We start from the raw sequence: 24295 nt of genomic DNA on the forward strand, positions 1-24295 counted from the left end.
TATCATCCCAAAGCCCCGCGCGAAACAGGTTGTCGGGTCTGAGTCAGTTCGCCGCAGCTGGCGTCGCGACAATCCGTTCGCCCACTCGCTTCCAGTTCAGCCTTCGAACTGCACGCGCGTCAGATGCATGACGCCGTCGCTGATCTGCGGCCACTCGAAACGACCATCGCGGCCAAGGCGCTTGTAGACCAAAACGAGGCCCGTGCCGTCCCATAGCAAAATCTTCAGCCGGTCGGCGCGCTTCGAACGAAAAACCACGATCAGGCCCGAATGCGGATCGAGCCCAAGCGTGTTTTGCACAAGACCGGCCAGCGCGTCGTGCCCGCACCGGAAGTCAACAGGACGCACAGCAAGCACAATCCGCAGTCCCTGCGCCGGAATGATCATGCGCCGCGCTCGATCGCAGTCACGATCTCCGCGATCCGCACCGCCGACACGTCCGCATCCAGGCGGACCGAAACCTTGCCAATCGTAATCTCGACGGGCCCCTCGCTCTTGCCTGACGCCACTGGATCGCTCAGCTCGATCGACACGAAATCCGCCGCGTCGTCCGTGACCAATGCGAGCCGGCCAGCACGCGCCAATCTGCGCCACGTCGTCAACTGCTGGGCCTTCACACCATAACGCCGTGCGACATCACATACCCGGGCGTCGGGCTTCATGCTCTCGAAAACAGCGCGCCCCTTGATCTCCGCAGACCATAACCGGCCTCCAGAACGCGTCCGGCGCGTAAGCTTCCCCACAAAGCCATCAGCTTCGGCTTCCTCCCCCGATTGTTCCATCGCCTTCAGTCTCCTCTCGGCTCTCTGACAAGCCAAGGATCGCAGAGCGCAAGCCGAAGCGAAACCAGTCAATCAAATGGGAGAAAAGCTCCGCTTACGAACCAGCGCCGTCACGACTGACATCACGATCATGGAGAAGATCCTGGGCACTGGGCAGTTACGGCTCTGATCGCACGGCAGTTTCGCCGCCGGCTTTCCGCGCTTCCACTGAAAATCCCGGGGCTGTGGATATGTGCATAATTGCAGAACGAGAAAATTCAATAAAATCAACGATATTCCAGCAGAGCACGCAAGCCCCGGACCAGCTTCATGCAGCCGTCATCGCCGCTTCCATATAATCGCCATGGTCGGTTCCGCCATCTAGGCGCGGGTAGGTGCCGATCCTCCTCGCATACCTCGGGCTATGCGGGAAAGACCGGCAGGATTTGTCCTGGTTTGACCGGAGAATTTTCAATGAGCTTCAGATCGAACGACACTGCAATCGACGAAATTGTCGCGAGCTGCAATGGTGACTTGCGCGGTGCCGTGCGGGCTCTGCTCCTGATCAACGAGCATCTCGAGACCGAGCTTGCAAAGGCTTACGCCGCAGCCGCCGACCGCGGCCTCGTCGAGCGCGGCAGCAGCGTCCTGCATTGAGCGAAGTGCAGGCTAGTCCGTACCGTCTTCCTCTTTCTCCTCCTCGGGCGTGACCGGAGGACAGACGCGGATCGTCGAACGGGCAAGCTTGGCATCGGCCCTGGATTTGTAGGGACCGTCGCCGAACCAGATATCGCCGATGATCACGGGATTGCTGGTCACGATATTGCATTTTCCGGTGGCGCGGTTGCCGACCACCCAGAACAATCCGTCGGCGAAGCTCACCGCCCCCGACGCGAGCAGCAATATGGCTGCTACTCCCAAACGCTTCATGGCTGTGCTCCCTGTCCTGCAGGTAGGCCTGCGGCAGGTCGCGCAATAGCCCTCGCGACGGCCCGCTTCGGATCGTGGTTAATCCGGACACGCCGCAACCGCTCGGCAGTTGATCAACTTGTCCCTATTTCTTGAGCACGATCTTCGTCGGAAAGCCGCTGCACCCCGTCTACGGATCGTGCCTAGCCCGTCTTATTCGCGAGAGGGCGCCTGAGAGGCTGGCGAGCGTGGTGTAAAGCGCTGATGCGGCGTAGGATTCGGTTGCGAAGCCACCCCATCACCTTCAACCGCGAACGCCACGCCCGCCATGACCGATGATACGATTTCAGACCACTATCGAGAAGCAAGAATTCAACACAAATAAAACCTCTGCCTCGCGCTCGATCTCTTCATGCTTGATAGTCTCGTTTCGGAGGCTGAGCACCTACCGCGTCTAATAGGCCGCTCGCGCCGGTTTCTTTGGACGCGGCACGACCGCGACTCCACGTTTCGGCACAGAAATGATCGGGAGTCACTCAATCTTTCTTCAACTTAACCCGTCTTATTCGTAAGAGTGCGCCTGAGGGGTAAAGCGCTGATGCGGCGTAGGATTCGGTTGCGAAGCCAACCCCATCACCTCCAACCGCGAACGCCACGCCCGCCATGACCGACGATACGATTCCGCCCTTCTCGTTTCCAGCCGTTCACGCCAAGAAAGTCACAGCTGCCTTCGATGGTGGGCGCCTAACCTCGAACGGGGGCGTGATGCTTCTGGCGATGGCCGAGCGGCGTCTCGGTTTGGCCAACAATCTGGCCCGGGTGTTCCCGGATCGGCGCGATCCGACGCGGGTCGTGCACAGCCTGGTCGATATGTTCCGCGCTCGCATGTTCGCGATCTGCTGCGGCTACGAGGACGCCGACGACCTCGATCATCTGAGGTCCGATCCGGCATTCAAGCTGGCCTGCGGTCGCCTACCGGACACGGGCCGGGATTTGTGTTCCCAGCCGACGCTGTCGCGGCTGGAGAATGCTCCGCGCCTGCGCGACGTGATCCGGCTGACCTACACTTTGGTCGACGCATGGATGGATAGCTACCCGCGCGAGCCGGCATCCGTCACGCTCGACATCGATGATACCTGCGACGTCGTCCACGGCCATCAGCAGCTCTCGCTGTTCAACGCTCATTATGACGAACGCTGCTTCCTGCCGATCCACGTCTACGACACGGAGAAGAGCCGGCCCGTGGCCGTCGTGCTGCGGCCCGGCAAGACGCCGGGCGGCGTCGAGGTGCGTGCCCATCTGCGCCGCCTGGTACGGCATATCCGGACGCGATGGCACAACACGCAAATTACGTTCCGTGGCGACGGGCACTATGCCCGGCCGGAGGCAATGGCGTGGTGCGAGACCAACGGCATCGACTACATCTTCGGTCTGTCCGGCACCAAGCCTCTCGCCAGAAAAGTCGACGAGGTCGCCGACGACATCCGCACGCGACGCGCCATCGAGAACCTGCCGGTTCTGCGTGGCTATACCGAGACGCGCCACAAGGCAAAGTCCTGGGATCGCGAACGGCGCACTGTCGCCCGTATTGAGGCGACGATGCTCGGCCTCGACATCCGCTTCGTCGTCACCAGCCTCGATGTCGGCTCGGCCGAGTGGATCTACGACAGCCTGTATTGCGCGCGCGGCCAAGCCGAGAATCTGATCAAGCTGCATAAGACGCAGCTCGCCTCCGATCGCACCAGCTGCCGTTCGGCGCTCGCCAACCAGGTCCGTCTCGTGCTCCATACGGCCGCTTATTGGCTGATGCTGACCGTGCGCGACGCCATTCCCAAAGCCCGGGAATTGGCCGCTGCCGAGTTCGCGACGCTGCGTCTTCGGCTCTTGAAAATCGCCGCCCGTGTCGTCGAGACCACGAGCCGCATTCGCCTTGCGTTTGCCGCGGCATGTCCCGAAGCCGACCTGATCTGCGGCTTGCCCGGCGCGCTGCTGCCGCTCGGTCCTTGACCGGCGGGGCGTCCGCCCCCGTTCGCCCAACCCATCCCTCAAGCGCGTTGCAAAGTACCGGTCGTCAGGCGGCGAAAAGCCGAAGGCAATCCTGTGCGCCTCGTCAGACAAGATGTGCGGCCGCATCAATCGGGCCCAAAAGCCGCACTCTCACGAATAGGACGGGCTAGATGTCGCGACCTTCGACCTTCTCGGTCAGCGCCTTGACCTGATCGGGGATCTTTTCGAGGTGTGGATTGACGGCGAGCGCCTTGCGGTAAGCGTCCAGCGCGCGCTTCTCGTCGCCGACCTCCTGCATGATCATGCCGAGGCCGGCGAGCGCGCCGAAATGGCGCGGCTCCCGGACCAGCACTTGCTGGATATCCGCGAGAGAGCGGCCATAGTCGTTCTGCATGTAATAGAGCGTCGCCCGCCGATTCCAGGCCTCGATGTAATCGGGCCTGAGCTTGATGACCGAATCCAGCAGCTTGATCGCGACATCGATCTTCTTCGCATCGACCGCGGTCTTGGCGCGTGACATCAGAAGCGCCGCGGTGTCGCTCGGGGTCTGGAGCCAGATCGCCCAGATCCGCGCCTCGACATGCTTGGCGCTGGCCTCATCGGGAGCGGCCTTCAGCGCGCCGAACAGGAAATCGAGATTCTTGCCGCGATCGACCTTGGGCAGCTTGGCCGGCGCTTCGGGCAGCTTCTTCTGCTTGCCGGGCGGCTCGACCTGCTGCGCCAGGGCGGGAGCCAGCCCGGCGGTTCCCAGCACAAGGGCGAGACCAATGGTGCGCGCAAAGGGGAATCTGATTGCCATGATGAAAGTCTAAACGCGCAAAGCCGCCCTTGCAAAGCAAAGGCGGCGTCAAACTCGTGTGAGCCGTGGTCTTGCGGGGCGCGCGATGGCGTCCGGCCGGGCGAGATCAGCGGTGCTGATATCAGCCTTGCCGCGCCTTGAAGCGGCGCTGCACCTTGTTGATCACATAAACCCGGCCCTTGCGGCGGACCAGGCGATTGGCGCGATGGCGACCGCGCAGCGATTTCAGCGAGTTACGGACCTTCATGGCAGAATCCTGAACGTTCGAAAGGCCGTGTTCGGCACTACCGTTTCGGCACGCGCGAATGTGGCAAAATGAGATTTTTCCCGCTGGCGGACCGACCGCCCGGGACGGGGCGGTTCTTAAGGCATGGCGGGCGGTGATGTCAATGTTAACCGCCCCGGTCCGGGCCAGCAAATTCGCGAAAACAACCCCATGCACAGTAGAAGCGGCCGGATCGGCCCGATCTACCCGACCGATAACCTGCCGCAATGCCTTGCCAAATTCGTTATATCATATAATCAATTTGCAACCGGTCGGGAGGAAACCAATGCCGAAGCTGAAGCTGCCGAACATCGACGATGTCGTCGCCATCGACATCCACACTCATGCCGAGGAGCCTTGCGGCTGCCATCCCGACGATGGCTATGACGATTTCCAGGCGCAGATGGCCGAGTACTTCAAGTCGCCGAACAAGCACCCGCCGACCGTGCCGGAGACAGCGGCCTACTACCGCTCCAAGAACATCGCCGCGGTGATCTTCCCTGTCGATGCCGAGCGCGAGACCGGCTTCCGCCGCTACAACAATTACGAGATGCTGGAGGTTGCCTCCGAGCATCTCGATGTCCTCATCCCCTTCGTCTCGATCGACCCGCACAAGGGCAAGCTCGGGGCCCGCGAGGCGCGCAAGCTGATCGAGGAATACGGCGTGCGCGGCTTCAAATTCCACCCGACCATGCAGGGCTTCTACGCCAACGACCGCATGGCCTATCCGCTTTATGAAGAGATCAACAATGGCGGCGCGATCGCGCTGTTCCACACCGGCCAGACCGGCGTCGGCTCCGGCATGCCCGGCGGCATGGGCATGCGGCTGAAATATTCCAACCCGATGTACATGGACGACGTCGCGGCCGATTTCCCCGACCTCAAGATCATCCTCGCCCATCCCTCCTTCCCCTGGCAGGAAGAGGCGCTGTCGGTCGCGACCCACAAGCCGAACGTCTATATCGACCTCTCGGGCTGGTCGCCGAAATATTTCCCGCCGATCCTGGTGCGCTACATCAACTCGATTCTGCAGGACAAGATGCTGTTCGGCTCGGACTGGCCGGTGATCACGCCGGACCGCTGGCTGTCCGACTTCGCCAAGATCGACATCCGCGACGAGATCCGGCCGAAGGTGCTGAAGGCGAACGCGCGGAAGCTGCTGGGGATCTAGGCGCGATGGGCTGACGTCGGATCGAACTCGGACAAGAGTAGCGCTCTCTCCGTTCCCTCCCCACAAGGGCAGGGCTATCGCATATGAGATGTGGGCTATGGGCACCGAGCCTCTCCACGTCGTCATGGCCGGGCTTGTCCCGGCCATCCACGTCTTTCTACGCAGCACTAAGAACGTGGATGCCCGGGACAAGCCCGGGCATGACGGCCTCTCGAAAATTCAAATGCAACAGCCCTGCCCACAAGGGGGCAGGGAGCGCAGCTCCGTCGGGGCGCGCAGCGCGTCTCATCTCGTCACGCCTTCGAAGGAGCATCGAGGGCTTCGATCGAGCAACCGAAGCCCTCATGCTCACTCAGACCTGCGCAAGGCCTCCATCGACGAAGACCTCGCCGCCGGTCATGAAGCTGCTGTCCGAGGACGCCAGGAACGCGGCCACGGCCCCGGTCTCGCTCGGGTCGCCTACGCGCCCGATGGGGGTCGAGCTGCCGAGCGCATCAAATGCTTCCTCGCCCACGACCTCGAGCGCCAGTTCCGTTTTGGTCGGCCCCGGCGACAGCACATTGATGCGGATGCCCGTGCCGCGCAGGTCGAGCGCCCAGCTGCGCGCCAGATTGCGGATCGCGGCCTTGGTCGCGCTGTAGATGCTGAATTGCGGGGTCCCCATCACGCCCGTGCTCGAACCGGTCAGGATGATCGACGATCCCTTCCGCATCAGCGGCAGGGCCTTCTGCACCGTGAACACCAGCCCCTTCACATTGACGTCGAAGATGTGATCGTAGTGCTCGGGCGTGATCTCGCCGAGCGGCGCAAACAGTCCGGTCCCGGCATTGGCGAACAGGATGTCGAGTCCGCCGCGTTCGGCTTTGACTGTCGCGTATAGCCGGTCGAGGTCGGACAGATCCGTGACCGAGCCCCTGACGGCGCGCGCCGAGGACCCCAGCTGCGCGAGGGCAGCGTCGAGGGGCTCCTGCCGCCGCCCGAAGATGTAGACGAACGCGCCCTCATCGACGAACCGTTTGGCGGCTCCAAGCCCAATGCCGGTTCCGCCGCCTGTCACCACCGCCGTCTTGCCTTCTGGTCTGCTCATGATGTGCTCCTTCACTAAGGTTGCACTGAGCTGGCGGCGTACCCACCTATCGACAAGTATGCACCTTTTGGTAAGTGCCCGAAAAAAAATGTCGAGAGATCGTCCAGACCTCATCTCCCCATCGGCGCAGGCTCAAGCCGACGTCCAGCGCGCTGCACGCCGAATCTGCCCGGCTTCACTTGCGGCCTGGATGCGACCTTGCGGGTCATCTCGGGCAAATGGAAACCGCTGATCCTGTACTTCCTCGCCCAGGACGGCCCGACCCGCTACGGCGAGCTCCGGCGAGCCGTGCGCGACGTCAGCGACAAGGTGCTGATCCAACAGCTCAAGGAGCTGGAGGCCGACGGTCTGATCAAGCGGACCGACTACAAGGAGGTGCCGCCGCGTGTGGACTACAGCCTCACGCCTCTGGGCCGCAGTCTGGCCGAGGCCCTGGTGCCGCTCTGCTCCTGGGGCACGGAGCATATGGCGGAGGTCAGCCAGGTGTTCGCCGAGCGGGCGACCTGGAACACCAGGGCACGGTAAACTGATCGGCTGGACCTTGGATCGATATCGCGGCGGCGGGTATAGTCCCCTGCGCGCGCAATGATCCCGGAGGACGGCCAATTGAGCATGAAAGCCGTCGTCTTCGACGCCTACGGAACGCTCTACGACATCCAGTCGGTCGCAGAGATCACTGAGGATGCGTTTCCGGGCTATGGCGAGATCATCACGCAGGTCTGGCGCATCAAGCAGCTCGAATACACTTGGCTGCGCTCGCTGATGCGGCGCTACCAGGATTTTGCCGCGGTCACCCGCGACTCCCTCGCCTATACGCTGCGAATATTGGGGCTCGCTTACGAGAACGACGCATTCGAGCGCGTGATCGCGAAATATCTGCAGCTCGATCTCTATCCGGACGCGACGGCAGCGCTCACGGCGCTGAAGCCGCGCAAGCTCGCCATCCTCTCCAACGGCAGCCCGGACATGCTGAATGCGCTCGTGCGCAATTCGGGCCTCGATGACCTGCTCGATGCCACCATCAGCGTCGACGCGAAGAAGATCTTCAAGCCGAGCCCGCAGGCCTATGAGCTGATCGGCGAGGTCCTCGGCACCGCGCCGAACGAGGTTCTGTTCGTCTCCTCCAATCCCTGGGACGTCGCTGGTGCGAAATCGTTCGGATTGAACGTTGCCTGGATCGAGCGGGTGACGCCGGAAGCCATGGCGCTGGCTTGCGTCGAGAACGAACTCGTGGCACCGCTCACCATGTTCAAGGCGATCCGCACCCAGATGGACGAGCTTGGCTTTGCGCCGGACCACCGCGTTCGCGCGCTCTCCGAGCTGCCGGGAATCGCTTAAGGGTCGCCGCCCCGTGAGATTGCAATGAGCTGCCCGGAATGAGCCTGGAATCCGTTCGCGCCTTCTTCGCCGAAAAAGCCCCCGATATCTCCGTCATCGAATCCCCAATCAGCTCCGCGACCGTGGCGCTGGCGGCCGAAGCCTATGGTGTCGAGCCGGGACGGATCGCCAAGACGCTGTCGTTGCGGATCGGCGAGCGCGTGATCCTGATCGTCGCCGCCGGCACCTCACGCATGGACAACAAGAAGGTGAAGGCGCAGTTCGGCGGCAAGCCGAAGATGCTGGGTCTGGAGGAAGTCGCCGACATCACCGGGCACGAGGGTGGCGGCGTCTGCCCCTTCGGTCTGAAATCGCCCCTGCCGATCTACTGCGATGTCTCGCTGAAGGCGTTCGACGTCGTGGTTCCGGCCGCAGGCTCGACCCACAGCGCGGTGCGGATCACGCCTGATCGGCTGGCCGAGCTGGTCGCCGCCGAGTGGGTCGATGTCTGTGAGCATCGTCCCTAAATCGCGACGAGATGAGGACGAATCGTCATCTCGATCGAGCTCGTTGTTTGAGCACAATCCTTTCGGAAAGCCGCGCACTTTTCCGGATCATGCTTCCGAGCGGCTAGTCATCCTCGTCGTAAGGCTGCGGCTGTGCGGGCGGAGGTGGCGGCGCCGCGTTGTAACGCGGAGGCGGAGCGGCGCGATTGCGCGGCACCGCCTGTTGTTGCGGCATCTGGTTGTTGGACTGGAACACCGCGCGGCAGCCGCTTGAGAGCTGCGGCGTGTTCTGCTGCAAACAAGCCGTGATGCGATTCACATCGGGAATCTGGTCGCTGCACAGACGCCATACATCGGGCGTACAAGCCATCTGCTGTTCCATCGTGCCGCGGTATTCCTCAGCGAATGCTGCGCCCTGCGCAACGATGCCGCCAACCGCAAGCGCCACACCCAGCACAATCCGCTCTGCTCGCATGTCTCGGTCCTTCTCGAATCCGACAAATCTCTTCAATCAATGAGGCGAGAGCCGGTTCTGGACCAACAAAAAAATGTGAAAGGTCTGCAGGAACCTATTCCGCCTTGCCGATCTTCTTCACCGCCGCAACTGGCCGCGCTGTCAGCGGCAGCGACGCCCGCGCCACCGCTCCAGTCCCGGACGGACCGAAGACGTCCTTCCGACTACGGCTTGTTGCCCGTTTCCGCGTGCCGCGCCTTCGCGTCCATCGGCGTCATGCCGAAACGCCGCCGAAATGTCCGGTGAAAATACGAGACGTCGTTGAAGCCGGAGAGATGGGCGATGCCGCTGATCTTGCCCGCCCGATGAATCGGATCGCACAGCAGCCGTGCCGCCCGCAGTAGCCGCTGCTCCAGCACGAACTCCGAGAACGTGACGCCGCTGCGCTCGAACAGCAACTGAATGGTGCGAGGGCTGGCGCGATGGCGCCGCGCGAGGTCGGCGAGCGTGAGCCCGCCGTCGCCGAGCCGTGCCAGAATATCGGCCTTGATGGCTTCCAGCCGAGCCGCGGCGAGGCCGCGCTCTTTTGCCTGTTCGGTGGCGTCGCGCCGGCCGCCGAGCACCAGCACCATCAAATCCATCAGGTGTTGTGAAACGGCGTGCTGCGCCAGCGCATCGAGTCCCGGGGCGTGCTGAACCGCGAAGTCGTAATATCGATGCAGCAGCGCAGTGAGCGCGGGGTCATGATCGAGCGGCCTCGCAACGCTGTCTTCGGCATCGGGGCAATACGACAGCAGCGTCCTGCGGTCGAACAAAGCGGCCTTGTTGCTGCCTTTCTCGAGCTGCGCGACGAATGCGCCCTTGATAGAGGCGTCGATGAGACTGATGCCCAGCGGCGCGACCTCGAGCGCACGACGGCCCATGACAGCTTGCAACCGCGAATCCGGCGCCATCAGTAACGCCAGATTGTCGCTGGCGGCGAGCGTCATAAACCTGATCGGCGTGCCGTTGCAGAAGGATATCGTTGCCTGCGGCAACATCAACGCTTTGACGTCGCAGTGAAACGAGCCGTCTGACAAGGGCGCAAGATCGGCTGCCATCACGCGGCGGCAAAACTCCTCCCGCCAGACCTCATAGGCCGGCCCGTGCGGTTCGCCGGTATAGCCGAGGCGCGGCGCGCCATGGATCGATTGGTCATCGGCCGCCATGAAAGCGCGTCTCCGAGCTCATTCCGGACCCAGCAATATCGCGTTTGTTGCAGCGCGCAACACGCTTCAGATGGGGTTGCGCCTCAGGCCAACTGAATTTGCGCTTTAGTCCACTTCCCGTGGCGACGCGCCGCCCCGCTGGCGGCACAGTCCGTGGCATCGCCGCAACAGGGGTGGCGCAAACCGGCGTCTTGCGCCTTTCGCCATAAGGCATTTCGCACAGCGCCAAGAATCGCGACGACGTCCCCGCTAGCAATTGTGCTGGAATGAGGGAATCGTCGATGTCGAATGCTATACCGACCTGCGCACATAGCACCACAAGGGCCTCTGCCCTGCGCAACAAGCTGCTCGTCACCACCGCGCTGGCGCTGGTCTCGCTTCTTGTCGTGATCCCCGGTCAGGCTCTCGCCGCCTGCACCGTGGCCGGCACCGGCACGATCGGCGCGCTCAATTCGGGCGACGTGGCGACCTGCACCGGCGTCGGCAACACCGATCACATCAACGCCACCGGCAGCAGCAACGTCAAGGTCAACGTCGGCGACGGCACGACGACATCGCTGCTGCCGGGCGCAGGCATACCTGCGGTCGTTTTCGACGGCACCATCGGCTCGCATATCACCGTCAACAATCAGGCGACAGCCTCGACCTACAGCGGAGCGGTTCTGCTCTCCAACGGATCGATCCACAACAATGTGACGATCGCGGCCGGTGGGATCGCGGAGGGTACGGGCAATGCCGAGGCGGCGATCGTCATCGACAATTCGAACGACAATCTCATCAACATTCGCGGGACCGCAGTCGGCACTGGAGCAAACACGACGGGACTTCGGATCAGCGGGACGTCGAGCGGCAATGCCATCCTCGTCTATGACAGCGGATCGATCGGCGGCGGCCATACCGGCGTGCAATTCATCGCCGGCGGCAATACACTCATCAATGGCGGCACGATCTCCGGCGGCTTCTTCATCGCCATCCAGGGCTCTTCCGGCAGCGACACCATCTTCAACTCCGGCACCATCTCGGGCGGCGGCAGCGGAGCGATCCAGCTGAATGGGGGCGATGATCTGCTCGGCCTCGCTCCGGGCGCGACGATCACCGGGAATGTTCGCGGCGGGAGCGGTACCGACACGCTGAACCTCGGCAGCGTTGGCAGCGCCTCGTTCGACCTCGGCACTCTCGGCCCCGGCCTGCAATATGACGAGTTCGAGCAACTGAAAAAGAACGGCAACTCCGTCTGGACGCTGACCGGCACCACCGCTTTCAACGGCGTAACGACGGTGGACGCGGGCGGCCTGATCGTGAACGGCACATTGCCCTCGGTCGTCACGATCAATGGCGGCTATCTCGGCGGCACCGGCACGGTCGGCGGCATCGCCGTCAACAATGCCGGCATGGTACGTCAATGGCAACGTCACCTTCAACCCCGGCTCGACCTTCCAGGTCGAGATCAACCCCGCCGGCCAGTCCGACAGGATCGCAGCGACCGGGACAGCGACGCTCAACGGCGGCACGGTGCAGATCGTGCCGCTCGGCGCGGGCTTCATCGCCAACACCCAGTATACGATCCTGACCGCGACGGGCGGCGTCAGCGGCAGTTTCGCCAGCCTCACGACCTCGGGCAGCCCGCTGGTTTCGGGCCAGCTCAGCTACGACGTCAACAACGTCTATTTCATCCTTCAGCAGATTGGTGGCTTCGGCACGCTGTCGGGCCTGTCGCCGAACCAGGCCGCGGTGGCCGGCGCGTTGGACCAGGCACAGCTCGGCGGCGCATCGGGGACGCTGACCACGGCGATCAACACGCTCGCCGCACTCAATGCGTCCGGCATCAGGGCCGGCCTCGATGATCTTGCCGGTCAAGTTCACGCCGATGGACGCCGCTTCGTTGCCGATCAGGCCGACATGTTCCAGAGCTTCATGTGGAATGCGGGCACGCAGTCGCGCGGCGAAACCCTGCGCATGTCGGCCACCGCCTACGCCCCGGAGCCGGCGGATCCGATCGGCAAGGCCCTCGTTGGCCAGCGCCCCACGCCGGCGCGGAGCGTCTGGTTCGGCGGCTACGGCAATTGGGACCAGGTGGCGGCGAGCGGCATTGCCTTCGGAACGAACACGACCGTTGCGGGCGCAGCGCTCGGCGCCGATCTCTGGCACATGCCTGGCTTCACGGCAGGCGTTGCGGTCGGCGCATCGACCGGCCAGCTGCGGATGGCCGGCCGTGCCGACCGGATCGACGCCAATGCCGGCCATGTGGGCTTCTACGCGCGCGGCGAGAGGGGCGACTTCAATCTCGCATCCGCCATCAGCTATTCCTTCGCGGCGCTCGAATCCTCTCGCTCGATCGCGTTCCTCGGTGCGACCGCCTCCTCGCGGGCGAACACCTTTGCCGCCTCGCTCGGCATCGCACGCCCCTTTGCGACCGGATGGGGATTCACGGCGGAGCCGTTCGCCAAGGCCGACTGGTACTCGACACGGCAGGGCAGTCTATCCGAAACGGGTGCACCGGGCGTAAACCAGCTGGTGCAGGCCGGCAGCTTCGACGTTGCCTATGGCACAGCAGGCCTGCGCACCCATCACCAAGTGATCATGCCGAACGGCCAGACGGCACAATTCGGCGCGACCCTCGCCGTCCGCCACGAATTTACCGGCAGCGCGGCGTCCACCACGGCGGCCCTTGAGGGGGCCCCCGGCATTCCCTTCGCGATCACCGGTGTCGAACGCGCGCGGACGGTCGCGCTCACCGGCGCGGAGATCCGGTGGGATTTCACGACTGCGACCTCATTCAAGGCGTCCTACGAGGGCGCGTTTGCGCCGGGATATGACCGGCACACGGTGCGCGGCGTGCTGCGCACCGTGTTCTAGGACTACTCCACCTTGCCGATCTTCTGAACTGCCGCGATCAGACGCGCGCTGCCGGCCGCAATGAGCTGTGCCACGGACTGCGCATCCTGATATTGCGTCCAGTCATGAAGATTCGTTTCGCTCCAGCCTGGCGCGGCGATGGGCAAGAAGCGAGATGTTTACGAAACGGTAACCATATTCGGGGGAGCCAGGAACGCCTCCCGGGGACCCGCTGTTGCCCTCCCGAGGGAGTGAGCGATGCGAAATGTTGGAACCATCGACCTCGCGTTGGACGAGATGCTGGTGAATCTCGCCGCGATCGTCTTGCGGCTTTCAAAGCCCGAGCTGACGCGAACACCGGAAGCGCGGCGCGCGCTGGCGCAATCCGTCCATCAATATGCGGTGTGCGCGAAGCGTTCGAACGACCCTCGCGTTCACGAATTGAAGTCGCAGCTGGAAGAAACGCTGAAGCCGAGCTTGCGAATTGTCGCGATCGACGGCGTGGAGGTATCGTAGTCAGCACCGGCATTGCGAGGCTCTTGCGACGAAGCAATCGAGGTCGTTGAAGGTGCTCGTTCTACGACGCCTTCGCCTTTCCGCGCGTCCGCCGCTTGCAGGTGCCCGGCAGCTTGGCCGCCAGGAAATCGCCGAGCGCCTCGACCCGGGCGGGACGCGGACCGCCGGGCGGCGTCACCAGGTGCACGGCACCTTCGGCCTGCGTCCAGTCCTTCAGGATGACTTCGACCTCGCCGGAGGAAATGGCTTCGCCGACGATGAATTCAGGCAGCTCGGCGATGCCGAGGCCGGCGATCAGTGCCGGCATCACGGCTTCGCCGTTGTTGACGCGAAGCTGTCCTCCCGGGCGTACGCTGGCCTGCTCGCCGGCCGAATTGGTGTAGTGCCAGACGTTCGGCGTCGAGAGATAGGCGTAGCTGAAGCACTTGTGCTGGGCGAGATGCATCGGATGCGTCGGCCGTCCGTGGCGTTTCAGATATGACGGCGCGGCGACCGTGTAGCGCGGCATGGTGAAGAGCCGCCGCGCGATCAGCGAAGAGTCCGGCAGCCGCGCGATCCGCACCGCCATGTCGAAACCCTCGCCGATCAGATCGATGGTCGCATCGCTCAAGTGCAGATCGACCGAGACTTCCGGATAGGCCTCGAAGAACTCCGGCAGCAGCGGCGCCACGGCCTTGATGCCGAACGTCATGGGGACGGCGAGCCGCACCAGCCCGCGCGGCGCGACCGATTGCGCCAGCGCCTCGTTCTCCGCCGCCTCGCCATCGACGAGCAGGCGCGTCGCGCGCTCCGCCAGCTTGTGCCCCGCATCGGTCAGCGCGAGCCGGCGCGAGGTGCGGTTGAACAGCCGCGCGCCGAGCCGCTCCTCCAGCCGGGTCACTGCCTTCGACACCGTCGCCTTGGACATCGCCAGCTCGCTCGCAGCCCCCGCAAACGACCGTAATTCCACGACTTTCGCGAAAATCGCGAGGGCCTCGAAATCGGGGAGTTTTGCCATGCGAGCGACCTTAAGAGGGCGGTTAAGGAAACAATGAGTTTCAACAGTTTCTATTTCTACACCACATAGACGGGCTTATCCAAGGGTCATCAGAAATTCAGGACCGATGTCGACGGCGGGTTCGGCGCTGATCGGAACCGCGGCCCATTCACGTCAGGGAATTGCAAGATGATCGAACTGAGACCTTTCGCAGAACTCGGCGGCGCCGACCATGGCTGGCTCAAGGCCAAGCATCATTTCTCCTTCGCCAGCCACTATGACCCGAACAACATGGGCCACGGCGCCTTGCGGGTGTGGAATGACGACGAGATCGCACCGAACACCGGCTTTCCCGCCCATCCCCACGCCAACATGGAAATCATCACCTATGTGCGCGAGGGCGCAATCACCCATCAGGACAGCCTCGGCAACGAGGGCCGGACTGAAGCGGGCGACGTGCAGGTGATGAGCGCCGGCAGCGGCATCCGTCACTCCGAATACAATCTCGAGCCGACCAGGACGCGGATCTTCCAGATCTGGATCGAGCCGACCGCGCGAGGGGGCCAGCCGACCTGGGGCTCGAAACCGTTCCCGAAGGCGGACCGCTCCGGCAGGCTCGTCACCATCGCCAGTGGCTTCGAGGACGATGCGGACGCACTGCCGATCCGCGCCGATGCGCGGGTGCTCGCCACAACGCTGAAGGCCGGCGAGAGCGCCGAGTACGAACCGCAGCAGTCGCGGCATCTCTACCTCGTGCCCGCGGCGGGTTCCGTCGAGATCAACGGCGTCCGCGTCAATGCCCGCGACGGCGCCGCGATCCGCGACGAGGCCAAGCTGAAGATCACGGCGCTCGAAGACTCCGAACTCGTGCTCGTCGACGCGGCGTAACCATCTCCTCGTCATGGCCGGGCTCGTCCCGGCCATCCCCGCAAAATCCGCCGTCGAACAGAGCGTGGATGCCCGGGACAAGCCTCGGGCATGACGTTCCCAAACCAACCGTCAAACCCCACCCAACGGAGACCACCATGACCAAAGTTCTCGTCCTCTACTACTCCGCCTATGGCCATATCGAAGCCATGGCCAATGCCGTCGCCGAAGGCGCGCGCGAAGCTGGCGCCACCGTCGACATCAAGCGCGTGCCGGAGCTGGTGCCGACCGAGGTCGCGAAGGCCTCGCACTACAAGCTCGACCAGGCCGCGCCGGTCGCTAGAATCGAGGATCTCGCGAACTACGACGCGATCATCGTCGGCACCGGCACCCGCTTCGGCCGGATGGCCTCGCAGATGGCGAACTTCCTCGACCAGGCCGGCGGGCTCTGGGCCAAGGGCGCGCTGCACGGCAAGGTCGGCGGCGCGTTCACCTCCACCGCGACCCAGCACGGCGGCCAGGAGACCACGCTATTCTCGATCATCACCAACCTGCTGCATTTCGGCATGGTGGTGGTCGGCATGAACTACGGCTTCGCCGGCCAGATGAAGCTCGACGAGGTCACCGGCGGGGCACCCTACGGCGCCACCACCATCACCGGTGGCGACGGCAGCCGCCAGCCCAGCGCCAACGAGCTCGCCGGCGCACGCTATCAGGGGCGCCAGATCGCGGAGACCGCCAAGAAGCTGCACGGCTGAGCCTCGCAGTTCAGCTTACGACCGACTGCATGGCTGATGCGACTCGGGCGGCATTCTCATTCGAGGATGCCGCCCCATCTATGACCGGAATACTCGACAAAGAACGATACGAATGGCCTTCGAACTCTTGTTGATCGCGCAGATGATCCGCAAGCCCGCACAAGCACTCGCGCGTCGCTGGTATTGTCGCAGCCTATTCCGCGCCTCACGCGGCCGGCTTCGCTGTGCCAGTTGCACGGGATCGTAAGGCTGTTCGAACGACGCAAACGTTGCACCCTGCAGCACTCTTTATCGAATTCCCTTGCCCATCGCCCGCGCCGTGAGGGCGGCGAGCCTCGGATAGCGGCGCAGGCCCTGCGCGGCGTGGTCGCGCCACGCGTAGGGCAAACCGCGCCAGGACAGCGCCACGCTGACATCGGTCAGCGGCACTTTTTCGGCGCCGAAGCGCCGCTTGTAGTCCTGGTTGCCGATGCTGAGGTCGAAACGGCGGATGCCTTGCACATGCAGCGCGGCCATGGTGCGCTCGGTGACGAGCAGACCCGGCGAACAGCTCGACCACGCATCGCTGGCGTGACTGATGCGCAGCAGGATATAGGTCGCGCCATGCTTGACGCCGAGCGCGGTGGCGACGACGCCCTCGTCGCACACCAGCGCCGAGACAATGGCATAACCTTCCGCGACGCCCTGGCGAACGACCTCGCGATAGAACCGCGCATGGGTCTCGTCGTTGAGGACGAACGGCGAGCCGAGCTTTTGCATGCGCGCCTGCTGCTGCGCATCCATCACGTCCAGCAGTTCATGCGCGCGCCCGACGTCCGTGGCGATCTCGAAGCGCGCGCCGGCATGGCGGCTGAAGACCCGCCAGCAGCGCGGCATCTGCAGGCGCTTGATCGCGGCCTGGTAGTCGCGATAGTCATCGCCCATCAGCACGAGATTGCCATTGAGCGAGGAGGATCCGATCCGCCCGAGCGACACCAGCGGATTGGGCTTGCCTCCGACCTGCGCCGGCATCTTCCTCAGGCGGAGCAGATCGAAACGATCGGGCAACGCGCGCAAAGCGTCGATCAGCGCGTCGCTGATCGCATCCGTCGTCTCCGCGTCCAACGCAGCATCGAGCGCCAGGATCGGCGCATTGTTGTCGGAGACCCCGAGGTCTGCAAACTCGACGATACGGATGCCACGCCTGATATGGCTGATCATCGGCACGATCGCGATGTCCTTGCCAGTGGCGACATCGAAGATCACGGCGATCAGCGGGGAGACGTCGCGAAACGCCTCGTACCAGGCATCGAGCCAGTAGACATGCTGGAACGCGGTGCGGTGCCCGGTGCTCAGGCGTGAGGCCACGTGCCGCCAGTCACGCGCGAAATCGATTGCGATTCCCGACGTGCTGGACACCTGGCCGTCTAGTTGCTCGACGCTGAGAAACGTCATTCCGCTGGACATACGACTACTGAATGTTTCCCGATAGATTATGTTTTGCTGCAGACCACAAGCAACCTCGCCGCTTATCGTTAAGCCGGTGTCACCGGCGACTTGGCTGCGACAAGCTGTCAGCGTTTCGGCTCTATCTGCTCGACGCATTGGAACCTTGCCAGGAAGTGCAGGCCGGCCACGGCAAGCGCGAACATGAACCAGATCGGATTCTGCCGGTCGAGCAGGAAGGTCTCGGTGGCCCCGTAATACAGGCCGAACAACCACACGGTGAGGAACAGCTTCGCCAGAGCGCCGCTGCGGCTGTGGGCCTGGGCCGTCTGGAAGTTGCCGAGCGGTGCGACCACGAAGGTGAGGATCACGAGCATCAGCCCCGGCAGGCCGATTGTGACCGCGAGATCGAGATAGCTGTTGTGGCTGTGCGCCGCAGTTGTCGCCCATTCGGCACCTTGCGCGGTCTGCCGCGCCGTCACGTCGTCCCAGAACGCCGCATAGCCGTGGCCGATGATCGGCTTCTCCGCGACGGCCGCGAGCGCGAACTCCCAGATCGCCGAACGGCCGGTGAAGGTGGGATCGAGCGGAAGCAGCCGCGTCATCGCCCCGAGCGCCGGGCTGAGGACGCTGCCGACCGTCAACAGGTTCATCAGGATCAGCGGCACGAAGCAGATGATCCGCTTCAGCCACAGGCCCGGCGTGACATAGACCAGGGAGGCGAGAGCGTAGATCGCAAGGCACAGCACCGAGGACGTCTTGCCGCCGGTGAAGATCAGGAAGATGCCGGCCAGCGCTGCGACCGCCGGGCCCATCACGAAGGAGCCGACGGCCGACAGGTAGATGCCGACATAGACCAGGATGGTCATCACCGGCGAGGCGACGTTCTTGTGTCCGAAACTGCCGCGCCAGTCGCCGGCAAGTTGCGGTTCGGTGATGTCGAGGGCCGTGTGGATCGAGTATTGCGGCGCGAGAAAGACGCCGAGATAGCAGAACGCGAGCAGCACGAGCGCGGCGATACCCAGGCAAAGGTTGAAGCTGCGCTGCGTCGGCGGCAGCAACGGCAGCAAGACGGCGAGCGAGGTCACGCTGGCCGCGAGCACGAACCGCTGGAGCGAAACCCCGCGGTTCTCGGAGAAGGCGATGTTGATCAGCAGCCAGCCGACGAGGCAGAGGTGCAACGGCGTCACCAGGGTCCTCAGCGACGGAGCGTCGGTGGCGGCGGCGAGCAGAACCGCGACCGCAGCCAGGAGGCCGAAGGAGATGTAGGTCAACGCCATGCGTCCGCCGACGACGGTGACGAGGTCGGGATTGCGCAGGTCCGGGAAGGGATCGAGCGTGACCAGCACCAGCAGCAGCGCCGCGACGGCGACGAGGCAGCGCGCCGCGTGCGCGGCATTCAGCCTCGCGAGCCCATCGCGCAGGACGTGGCCGAACGACCGGGTCTCGACGTCGGTGATGTCAGCGGCGCTGCGATCCAAGCTGCAATCCATGGGCAGGTGGTGGGGCCGGGGAAGCTCCAGGTTCTAGCTCATCCCCGTTAACCCTTCGTCAACCAGCATCGCGACGATGGCGGACACTGGTGCCGCCGGGCCGCGGCCGCACTCTTCCAGATTTGGCACCGGCTCGATGGCAACGGCTTAACGCTAATACACGAAACCGGCACCGCGCAGACCTTCGCGGCAACGCTTCGACCGTAATGGGGATATCATCCGCAACGGCCGAGGTTGCCTATGCTGGCGTTGGCAAGCGCGGCAGATGCGCCCTGGTTAACAGTCCATTAAAAGACGAGCCGCCGCTTGATCACCGCCGACGACGTTCTCGAACTTCCGGTTGCGCCGCGCGCGCCGGCAGGCCTGCGCAGCCTGCTGCCGGCGAATTCGGTCGCGGTGTCCGTCGTCATTCCTGCCAAGAACGCAGCGGCCTATCTCGGCGAAACCCTCGCGAGCGCACTGAGGCAAGGCGATGTCGGCGAGGTGATCGTCGTGGACGACGGCTCGACCGACGATACCGTGGCGATCGTCCGCGCCGTGCGCGATCCGCGGCTGCGCCTGTTGCACAACGACGCTGCCGGCGTGTCGGCGGCACGCAATCTCGGCGCCCGGCATGCGAGCGGCCAGTGGCTTCTCTTCCTGGATGCCGACGACCGCCTGCGGCCCGGTGCGGTCGCGGCGCTGCTGTCGGCGGCGCGCGGCGCTCCGCGCGCGATTCTCGTCTACGGCGACTACAATACGATCGATGGCGAAGGACGGCAGATCGGCCGGCGCGACCTGTTGAAGGGACGCCGCAAGCCGTCCGGCGACGTGCTGGTGCAGCTCACGGCCGGGAACTTCATCGTCAACGGTGGCATTGTGCTCACACGTGCGGACGCTTTCCGCGCCGTCGGCGGCTTCGACGTCTCGCTCAGATATTGCGAGGACTGGCATTGCTGGTGCCGCCTTGCAGCGATCGGCGAGTTCGCATTCGCGCCGAAACTTCTGCTCGACTATCGCCTGCATACGTCAAACACGATGAACGCGGCGGTGCGAACCCCGCAGGATTTCCTGCCTGCGGTCGCGCGGGTCTTCGACGACGGGCTGATCCTGGCGCGACTCCCCGAGGGCACGGCGAGCGGATTGCGACAGGCCGCCGAGATTCATCTCGTCACCTATTCGGCGATGCAAGCGGTTCGCTTCGGCAGATATCGCGAAGCCTTCGCCTATCTCGCGATGATCGGCCGGCTGTCGCTCAGATCGCTGCCACGCGCCGCGATGAGGGTCGCGCTCGCCCGTTTCGGCATCTAGTACCCACTTTTCTTGGAACGTGAGTCGTGATTCAAGGTCGGGATGATACCCGAAGCAAGAGAAGTCCACCTTTCGAGGAAAGATCGCAAGGTGCTTGAGGCGTGCTGTCGCTCACCGGTGACGTTGCAGCGCGATTTGAAGCGGGCGCGGATAGTTCTGTTGGCGGCGGATGGGCGCAGCACCCGGTCGATCGCCAAGGAAGTTGGGGTCCAGCCGCGGATTGTCAGCCTTTGGCGGCATCGCTATGCCGACCATGGCCTTGAAGGGCTGCAAGACAAGCCGCGGCCTGGCAAGCAGCCGATCTATACGAAGACGACCGACAAGCGGATTCTGAAGCTGCTGGATAAGCCGCCACCGCAAGGGTTTGCGCGCTGGACCGGCCCCCTGCTGGCCGAGGCGCTGGGCGATGTCGATGTCCAATATGTCTGGCGGTTCCTGCGCAGCCACAAGATTGACCTGATGGCTCGCAAGTCCTGGTGCGAGAGCAACGACCCGAACTTTACGGCCAAAGCCGCCGATGTTGTCGGCCTCTATGTCGCGCCGCCGGCGAAGGCCATTGTGCTGTGCGTGGACGAGAAGCCCTCGATCCAGGCTTTGGAGCGAGCGCAGGGTTATCTGAAGTTGCCCAAGGGAGTGTCAGAAGTTTTGTGTAAGAGCGTCTCTGTGAGGGGTTTGCGGGGTCAGCGGACTGACCCCATGGGGTCAGTCCGCTGAGCCTGCAAAGCGCTCGCCGAACTGGATGGCAAACTGGCCCATTGCGGCCGTCCATGCAACCGGTCGTCGCCAATGGATGCCGGCATTTCTGATGGCGAGGTAAAGCAGCTTCATCGCCGCCTCGTCGTTGGGGAAGCTGCCGCGTGTTTTGATGATCTTGCGCAGCGAACGGTTCAGCGCCTCGACCGCGTTGGTGGTATAGATCATTTTGCGTATCTCCGGCGCGAAGGCGAAGAACGGAATGACGTGCTCCCACGCCCGGCGCCAGGCCGCCCCGATCGCGGGATAGCGCTTGCCCCACTCGGCTTCGAAGTCCTCGAGCCTGAGCAGAGCGGCGTCGGCATTCTCGGCATGATAGATCGCCTTGATCGAGGGAAGGATCGCCTTGCGATCCTTCCAGGACACGAAGGATAGGCTGTTGCGGATCAAATGCACGATGCAGGTCTGGACCATCGCCTTGGGAAAGACGCTGTTGATCGCCTCGGGAAAGCCCTTCAGACCGTCGACGACGGCGATCAGGATGTCGGCGACGCCGCGGTTCCTCAGATCGTTCATGACCTTGAGCCAGAATTTGGCGCCTTCGGTTTGCTCGATCCAAAGCCCGAGCACGTCTTTCTCGCCCGATGCAGTGATGCCCAGCACGACGTAGACTGCCTTGTTCTTGACCATCCCCTCATCGCGAATCTTGACCCTGAGCGCGTCGAAGAAGACCACCGGATAGATCGCTTCCAGCGGCCGGCTCTGCCATTCGCGGACCTCGTCGAGAATCGCGTCGGTGACCTTGCTGATCAGATCGGGGGACACCTCGGTGCCGTAGAGCTCGGCCAGATGGCCCTGGATCTCCCGTACCGTCATGCCCCGCCCGTAGAGACTGATGATCTTCTCGTCGAAGCCGTCGAAGCGGGTCTGGCCCTTCGCGACGATCACCGGTTCGAACGTGCCGGCGCGGTCGCGCGGCACCTCGATCTCGATCTCGCCGTCGTCCGTCAACAGCGCTTTGCTGCTTGTGCCGTTGCGGCTGTTGCCCGACCCGCGGCCCGCCGGGTCGCCCTTCTCATAGCCAAGGTGGTGGGTCAGCTCCGCACCCAGTGCGCGCTCCAGAAGCGCCTTCTTCAGTCGTCTGAAAAGCCCGTCTTCGCCGGCTAAGTCTTCTGGCTTGAGGCTGCCCCCGGCAAGAAGCTGGTCCAAAATCTCAGGTGAAAAATCCGTAGCCATGTGAGTCTCCTGTCAAAGGTAAACTCACAGAAACCATCTTACACCGAGTTACTGACACCCTCGTTGCCCAATGGCCGCGCCTTAACCGGCCAAAGCCACGATTACAAGCGGCATGGCACCACAACATTGTTTGCGGCGCTCGAAGTCGCCACCGGAAAGATCATCGCGACCCATTCAAAACGCCGGCGCCGCGTCGAGTTTCTCGATTTCATGAACAGCGTCACCGCGACTTTTCCGAACCGCAAGCTTCACGTCATCCTCGACAACCTCAACACCCATAAAAAGAACGAGGACTGGCTCAAGGCCCACCCCAACGTGCAATTTCATTTCACGCCGACAAGTGCGTCATGGCTCAATCAGGTCGAAGTATGGTTTTCCATCTTGCAGGGGCAGTCGCTCAGCGGCACCTCCTTCACGAGCCTCAAGCAGCTTCAGGAACACATCGATGCCTACGTCAACGCATACAACGACAGAGCCGAGCCCTTCGTCTGGACCAAGAAAAAGGTCCGTCAACGCCGTTTCAAAGGCCGCCGTATCACTCAGCTCTGATTCCGGGTACTAGTCCGCCGCCGCGGCATCAAGACACGATCTTCGAGGCCTCATAGGGCCTCGGCTCGAGCCCGAAGGCCGCCAGGGCCGCGCCAAGCGCAACCATCACGGGATGCATCGCGACGACTGCCTTCGACGACCTCAGCAAGGCTGCGGCGCGGACCAGCGACAGCGGCACCCGCCCAAGCATCTGCGCGAACACCCGCGCACGCGCCGCCGTGGTCTGTGCGGCCTTGTACTGCACACGATAGTTGATCGCACCGATGCGCAGGCCGCGCTTTGCGATCCAGCCCAGGCTGGTGCGGTTGTGCGGCACGGTCTCGGTAATGACGGCGTCCGCCATCCAGTGGAACAGCATGCCGGCGTCACGGCACCGCACGAAGAAATCACAATCGCCGCCGCCGAGAAAATTGAAACGCAGGTCGAACGCGGGACGATCGAACCGTTCGAAGGCGGCACGCGTGATCAGACAATTGCCGCACCCATAGATCAGCGGCACCGCTCCGCTGTAATCGTAGGCGGGACAGAAGGCGGGATGACGCGAAAGCCAGGGCTTGCTGTCGTCGTCGAAGACCGGCAGCACCGGCCCGCCGACCACATCGGCACCGGTCGCCTCCGCAGTGCGGACCATTAGCTCGAGCCAGTCGGGTGAAGCGATCTCGTCATCGTCGATCATCAGGAAACGGGTCGCGGCGGGAAACAGCCCCTGCGCCGTCTCGAACGCAGCATTGATCGCCTGGCAGTTCCCCTGCCGCTTCTCGACGAGGCAGACGCCCTGGAGCCGGCCATCGGCGAGATACTCAGCGGCGACCGGCGCGCTCTCGCGCCGCGCAGCGTCGTTCTCGACCATGACGACGGCAAAGGAGCGGGGTGTACGCTGGCTCGCCAGCGAGTCCAGGGTCAGCCGCAGATGCTGCGGGCGCCGGAAACAGGGAATGCAGACGACAATGCCTACCGACAGATCGATGACGCGGGAGCTCGCCAGGATCTCCCGGTTGGGATCGCACACGACGTCCGAGATGCGCGTGGCGGACAGGTCTGTCGGGATCAATGTCATGACGTCCTAGATGGCCGAGATATGTTGAGAAAGCCCTGCTTCGATCGCGCGGATCGGCCTCGTGCCGCGATGGCACGTCGCTGCGGGACAGATGCGTGCCAAAATGACCAATCGGC

Annotated in this window: 26 protein-coding genes and 2 pseudogenes; 13 read left to right on the forward strand and 15 right to left on the reverse strand. The window is 63.6% G+C overall.

Translation table 11 applies throughout. The features are described 5' to 3' along the window. Positions 1-96: 96 nt before the first annotated feature. Together tnpB and ABIF91_RS11175 are read right to left on the reverse strand one after the other, a co-directional pair. On the reverse strand, positions 97-387 hold the full coding sequence (gene tnpB, locus ABIF91_RS11170; RefSeq protein WP_060909206.1) for an IS66 family insertion sequence element accessory protein TnpB: 291 nt from the start codon (positions 385-387) through the stop codon (positions 97-99). Beyond that, complete coding sequence (locus ABIF91_RS11175) at positions 384-782, reverse strand: transposase (RefSeq protein ID WP_026192391.1); 399 nt, start codon at positions 780-782, stop codon at positions 384-386. The genes tnpB and ABIF91_RS11175 overlap by 4 nt, the downstream gene beginning before the upstream one ends. A 453-nt stretch (positions 783-1235) precedes the next feature. On the opposite strand from ABIF91_RS11175, the gene ABIF91_RS11180 reads away from it, so the two are divergent. After that, a complete protein-coding gene (locus ABIF91_RS11180; RefSeq protein WP_028180446.1) occupies positions 1236-1418 on the forward strand; it encodes a hypothetical protein in 183 nt (60 codons plus the stop codon). A 12-nt stretch (positions 1419-1430) separates the two neighbouring features. On the opposite strand, the gene ABIF91_RS11185 is transcribed toward ABIF91_RS11180, so the two are convergent. Further along, positions 1431-1691: a hypothetical protein gene (locus tag ABIF91_RS11185; protein WP_028180447.1), complete on the reverse strand. Its 261-nt coding sequence runs from the start codon at positions 1689-1691 to the stop codon at positions 1431-1433. Between the two features lie 642 nt (positions 1692-2333). On the opposite strand from ABIF91_RS11185, the gene ABIF91_RS11190 reads away from it, so the two are divergent. Beyond that, entirely contained in the window at positions 2334-3677 is a 1344-nt protein-coding gene (locus tag ABIF91_RS11190) for an IS1380-like element ISBdi2 family transposase (protein WP_208086440.1), read from the forward strand. Positions 3678-3843: 166 nt separating this feature from the next. Here ABIF91_RS11190 and ABIF91_RS11195 read toward each other — a convergent pair whose 3' ends face one another. Together ABIF91_RS11195 and ykgO are read right to left on the reverse strand one after the other, a co-directional pair. Beyond that, a complete protein-coding gene (locus tag ABIF91_RS11195) occupies positions 3844-4476 on the reverse strand; it encodes a tetratricopeptide repeat protein (protein WP_028180448.1) in 633 nt (210 codons plus the stop codon). A gap of 121 nt (positions 4477-4597) precedes the next feature. Beyond that, positions 4598-4723 carry a type B 50S ribosomal protein L36 gene (ykgO, locus tag ABIF91_RS11200; RefSeq protein WP_006611362.1) on the reverse strand — a complete coding sequence of 42 codons (126 nt, stop codon included), beginning with the start codon at positions 4721-4723 and terminating at the stop codon, positions 4598-4600. 304 nt (positions 4724-5027) lie between these two features. Between ykgO and ABIF91_RS11205 the strand changes: the two genes are divergently transcribed. Then, positions 5028-5912 (forward strand): amidohydrolase family protein, encoded by an 885-nt coding sequence (locus ABIF91_RS11205; RefSeq protein WP_028180449.1) that lies wholly within the window; start codon positions 5028-5030, stop codon positions 5910-5912. Positions 5913-6264: 352 nt separating this feature from the next. Here the strand turns inward: ABIF91_RS11205 and ABIF91_RS11210 are convergent, their stop codons facing one another. Continuing rightward, complete coding sequence (locus ABIF91_RS11210) at positions 6265-6999, reverse strand: SDR family NAD(P)-dependent oxidoreductase (RefSeq protein WP_424579358.1); 735 nt, start codon at positions 6997-6999, stop codon at positions 6265-6267. Between the two features lie 165 nt (positions 7000-7164). Between ABIF91_RS11210 and ABIF91_RS11215 the strand changes: the two genes are divergently transcribed. The 3 genes from ABIF91_RS11215 to ABIF91_RS11225 all read left to right on the forward strand — a co-directional run bounded on the left by ABIF91_RS11215 (position 7165) and on the right by ABIF91_RS11225 (position 8843). After that, complete coding sequence (locus tag ABIF91_RS11215; protein ID WP_028180451.1) at positions 7165-7524, forward strand: winged helix-turn-helix transcriptional regulator; 360 nt, start codon at positions 7165-7167, stop codon at positions 7522-7524. A gap of 81 nt (positions 7525-7605) precedes the next feature. Next, complete coding sequence (locus ABIF91_RS11220) at positions 7606-8337, forward strand: haloacid dehalogenase type II (RefSeq protein ID WP_028180452.1); 732 nt, start codon at positions 7606-7608, stop codon at positions 8335-8337. Between the two features lie 38 nt (positions 8338-8375). Further along, positions 8376-8843 (forward strand): YbaK/EbsC family protein, encoded by a 468-nt coding sequence (locus ABIF91_RS11225; protein ID WP_028180453.1) that lies wholly within the window; start codon positions 8376-8378, stop codon positions 8841-8843. Between the two features lie 103 nt (positions 8844-8946). Here ABIF91_RS11225 and ABIF91_RS11230 read toward each other — a convergent pair whose 3' ends face one another. From ABIF91_RS11230 to ABIF91_RS11240, 3 genes are all read right to left on the reverse strand, one after another. Next, positions 8947-9297 carry a hypothetical protein gene (locus ABIF91_RS11230; protein ID WP_028180454.1) on the reverse strand — a complete coding sequence of 117 codons (351 nt, stop codon included), beginning with the start codon at positions 9295-9297 and terminating at the stop codon, positions 8947-8949. Between the two features lie 203 nt (positions 9298-9500). Further along, on the reverse strand, positions 9501-10484 hold the full coding sequence (locus tag ABIF91_RS11235; protein WP_028180455.1) for an AraC family transcriptional regulator: 984 nt from the start codon (positions 10482-10484) through the stop codon (positions 9501-9503). 83 nt (positions 10485-10567) lie between these two features. Continuing rightward, positions 10568-11905 (reverse strand): hypothetical protein, encoded by a 1338-nt coding sequence (locus tag ABIF91_RS11240; protein ID WP_424579153.1) that lies wholly within the window; start codon positions 11903-11905, stop codon positions 10568-10570. On the opposite strand from ABIF91_RS11240, the gene ABIF91_RS11245 reads away from it, so the two are divergent. Further along, positions 11868-13340: an autotransporter outer membrane beta-barrel domain-containing protein gene (locus ABIF91_RS11245; RefSeq protein ID WP_424579154.1), complete on the forward strand. Its 1473-nt coding sequence runs from the start codon at positions 11868-11870 to the stop codon at positions 13338-13340. The genes ABIF91_RS11240 and ABIF91_RS11245 overlap by 38 nt on opposite strands. A 2-nt stretch (positions 13341-13342) precedes the next feature. Here the strand turns inward: ABIF91_RS11245 and ABIF91_RS11250 are convergent, their stop codons facing one another. Further along, on the reverse strand, positions 13343-13486 hold the full coding sequence (locus tag ABIF91_RS11250; RefSeq protein ID WP_155251974.1) for a hypothetical protein: 144 nt from the start codon (positions 13484-13486) through the stop codon (positions 13343-13345). Positions 13487-13577: 91 nt separating this feature from the next. Between ABIF91_RS11250 and ABIF91_RS11255 the strand changes: the two genes are divergently transcribed. Beyond that, entirely contained in the window at positions 13578-13835 is a 258-nt protein-coding gene (locus ABIF91_RS11255) for a hypothetical protein (protein WP_028180458.1), read from the forward strand. Between the two features lie 61 nt (positions 13836-13896). Here the strand turns inward: ABIF91_RS11255 and ABIF91_RS11260 are convergent, their stop codons facing one another. After that, on the reverse strand, positions 13897-14832 hold the full coding sequence (locus tag ABIF91_RS11260; RefSeq protein ID WP_028180459.1) for a LysR family transcriptional regulator: 936 nt from the start codon (positions 14830-14832) through the stop codon (positions 13897-13899). Between the two features lie 168 nt (positions 14833-15000). On the opposite strand from ABIF91_RS11260, the gene ABIF91_RS11265 reads away from it, so the two are divergent. Both ABIF91_RS11265 and wrbA read left to right on the forward strand, forming a co-directional pair. Next, on the forward strand, positions 15001-15699 hold the full coding sequence (locus ABIF91_RS11265; RefSeq protein WP_028180460.1) for a pirin family protein: 699 nt from the start codon (positions 15001-15003) through the stop codon (positions 15697-15699). 137 nt (positions 15700-15836) lie between these two features. Beyond that, on the forward strand, positions 15837-16436 hold the full coding sequence (wrbA, locus tag ABIF91_RS11270; RefSeq protein WP_028180461.1) for an NAD(P)H:quinone oxidoreductase: 600 nt from the start codon (positions 15837-15839) through the stop codon (positions 16434-16436). A gap of 288 nt (positions 16437-16724) precedes the next feature. On the opposite strand, the gene ABIF91_RS11275 is transcribed toward wrbA, so the two are convergent. Then, complete coding sequence (locus tag ABIF91_RS11275; protein WP_035676996.1) at positions 16725-17870, reverse strand: GNAT family N-acetyltransferase; 1146 nt, start codon at positions 17868-17870, stop codon at positions 16725-16727. A gap of 119 nt (positions 17871-17989) precedes the next feature. Beyond that, complete coding sequence (locus tag ABIF91_RS11280; RefSeq protein ID WP_028180463.1) at positions 17990-19342, reverse strand: O-antigen ligase family protein; 1353 nt, start codon at positions 19340-19342, stop codon at positions 17990-17992. 318 nt (positions 19343-19660) lie between these two features. Here ABIF91_RS11280 and ABIF91_RS11285 point away from each other — a divergent pair, with 318 nt between their 5' ends. Beyond that, the gene (locus ABIF91_RS11285) at positions 19661-20644 is read left to right on the forward strand and encodes a glycosyltransferase (protein WP_028180464.1); all 984 of its coding nucleotides are present in this window, start codon (positions 19661-19663) and stop codon (positions 20642-20644) included. A 42-nt stretch (positions 20645-20686) separates the two neighbouring features. Then, positions 20687-21277, forward strand: a pseudogene (locus ABIF91_RS11290) (IS630-like element ISRj1 family transposase); the annotation flags it as partial. Between the two features lie 69 nt (positions 21278-21346). Here ABIF91_RS11290 and ABIF91_RS11295 read toward each other — a convergent pair. Next, the gene (locus ABIF91_RS11295) at positions 21347-22573 is read right to left on the reverse strand and encodes an IS256 family transposase (RefSeq protein WP_038960272.1); all 1227 of its coding nucleotides are present in this window, start codon (positions 22571-22573) and stop codon (positions 21347-21349) included. A 63-nt stretch (positions 22574-22636) separates the two neighbouring features. On the opposite strand from ABIF91_RS11295, the pseudogene ABIF91_RS11300 reads away from it, so the two are divergent. Continuing rightward, a pseudogene (locus ABIF91_RS11300) lies at positions 22637-23122 on the forward strand (IS630 family transposase); the annotation flags it as partial. A 28-nt stretch (positions 23123-23150) separates the two neighbouring features. Here the strand turns inward: ABIF91_RS11300 and ABIF91_RS11305 are convergent. Then, positions 23151-24179, reverse strand: coding sequence for a glycosyltransferase family 2 protein (locus ABIF91_RS11305; protein ID WP_028182437.1), 1029 nt, complete (start codon positions 24177-24179; stop codon positions 23151-23153). Between the last annotated feature and the right edge of the window lie 116 nt (positions 24180-24295).

Origin of the sequence: Bradyrhizobium sp. USDA 241 (genome assembly GCF_049739505.1) — a bacterium.
Classification (GTDB): Bacteria; Pseudomonadota; Alphaproteobacteria; order Rhizobiales; family Xanthobacteraceae; genus Bradyrhizobium; species Bradyrhizobium liaoningense.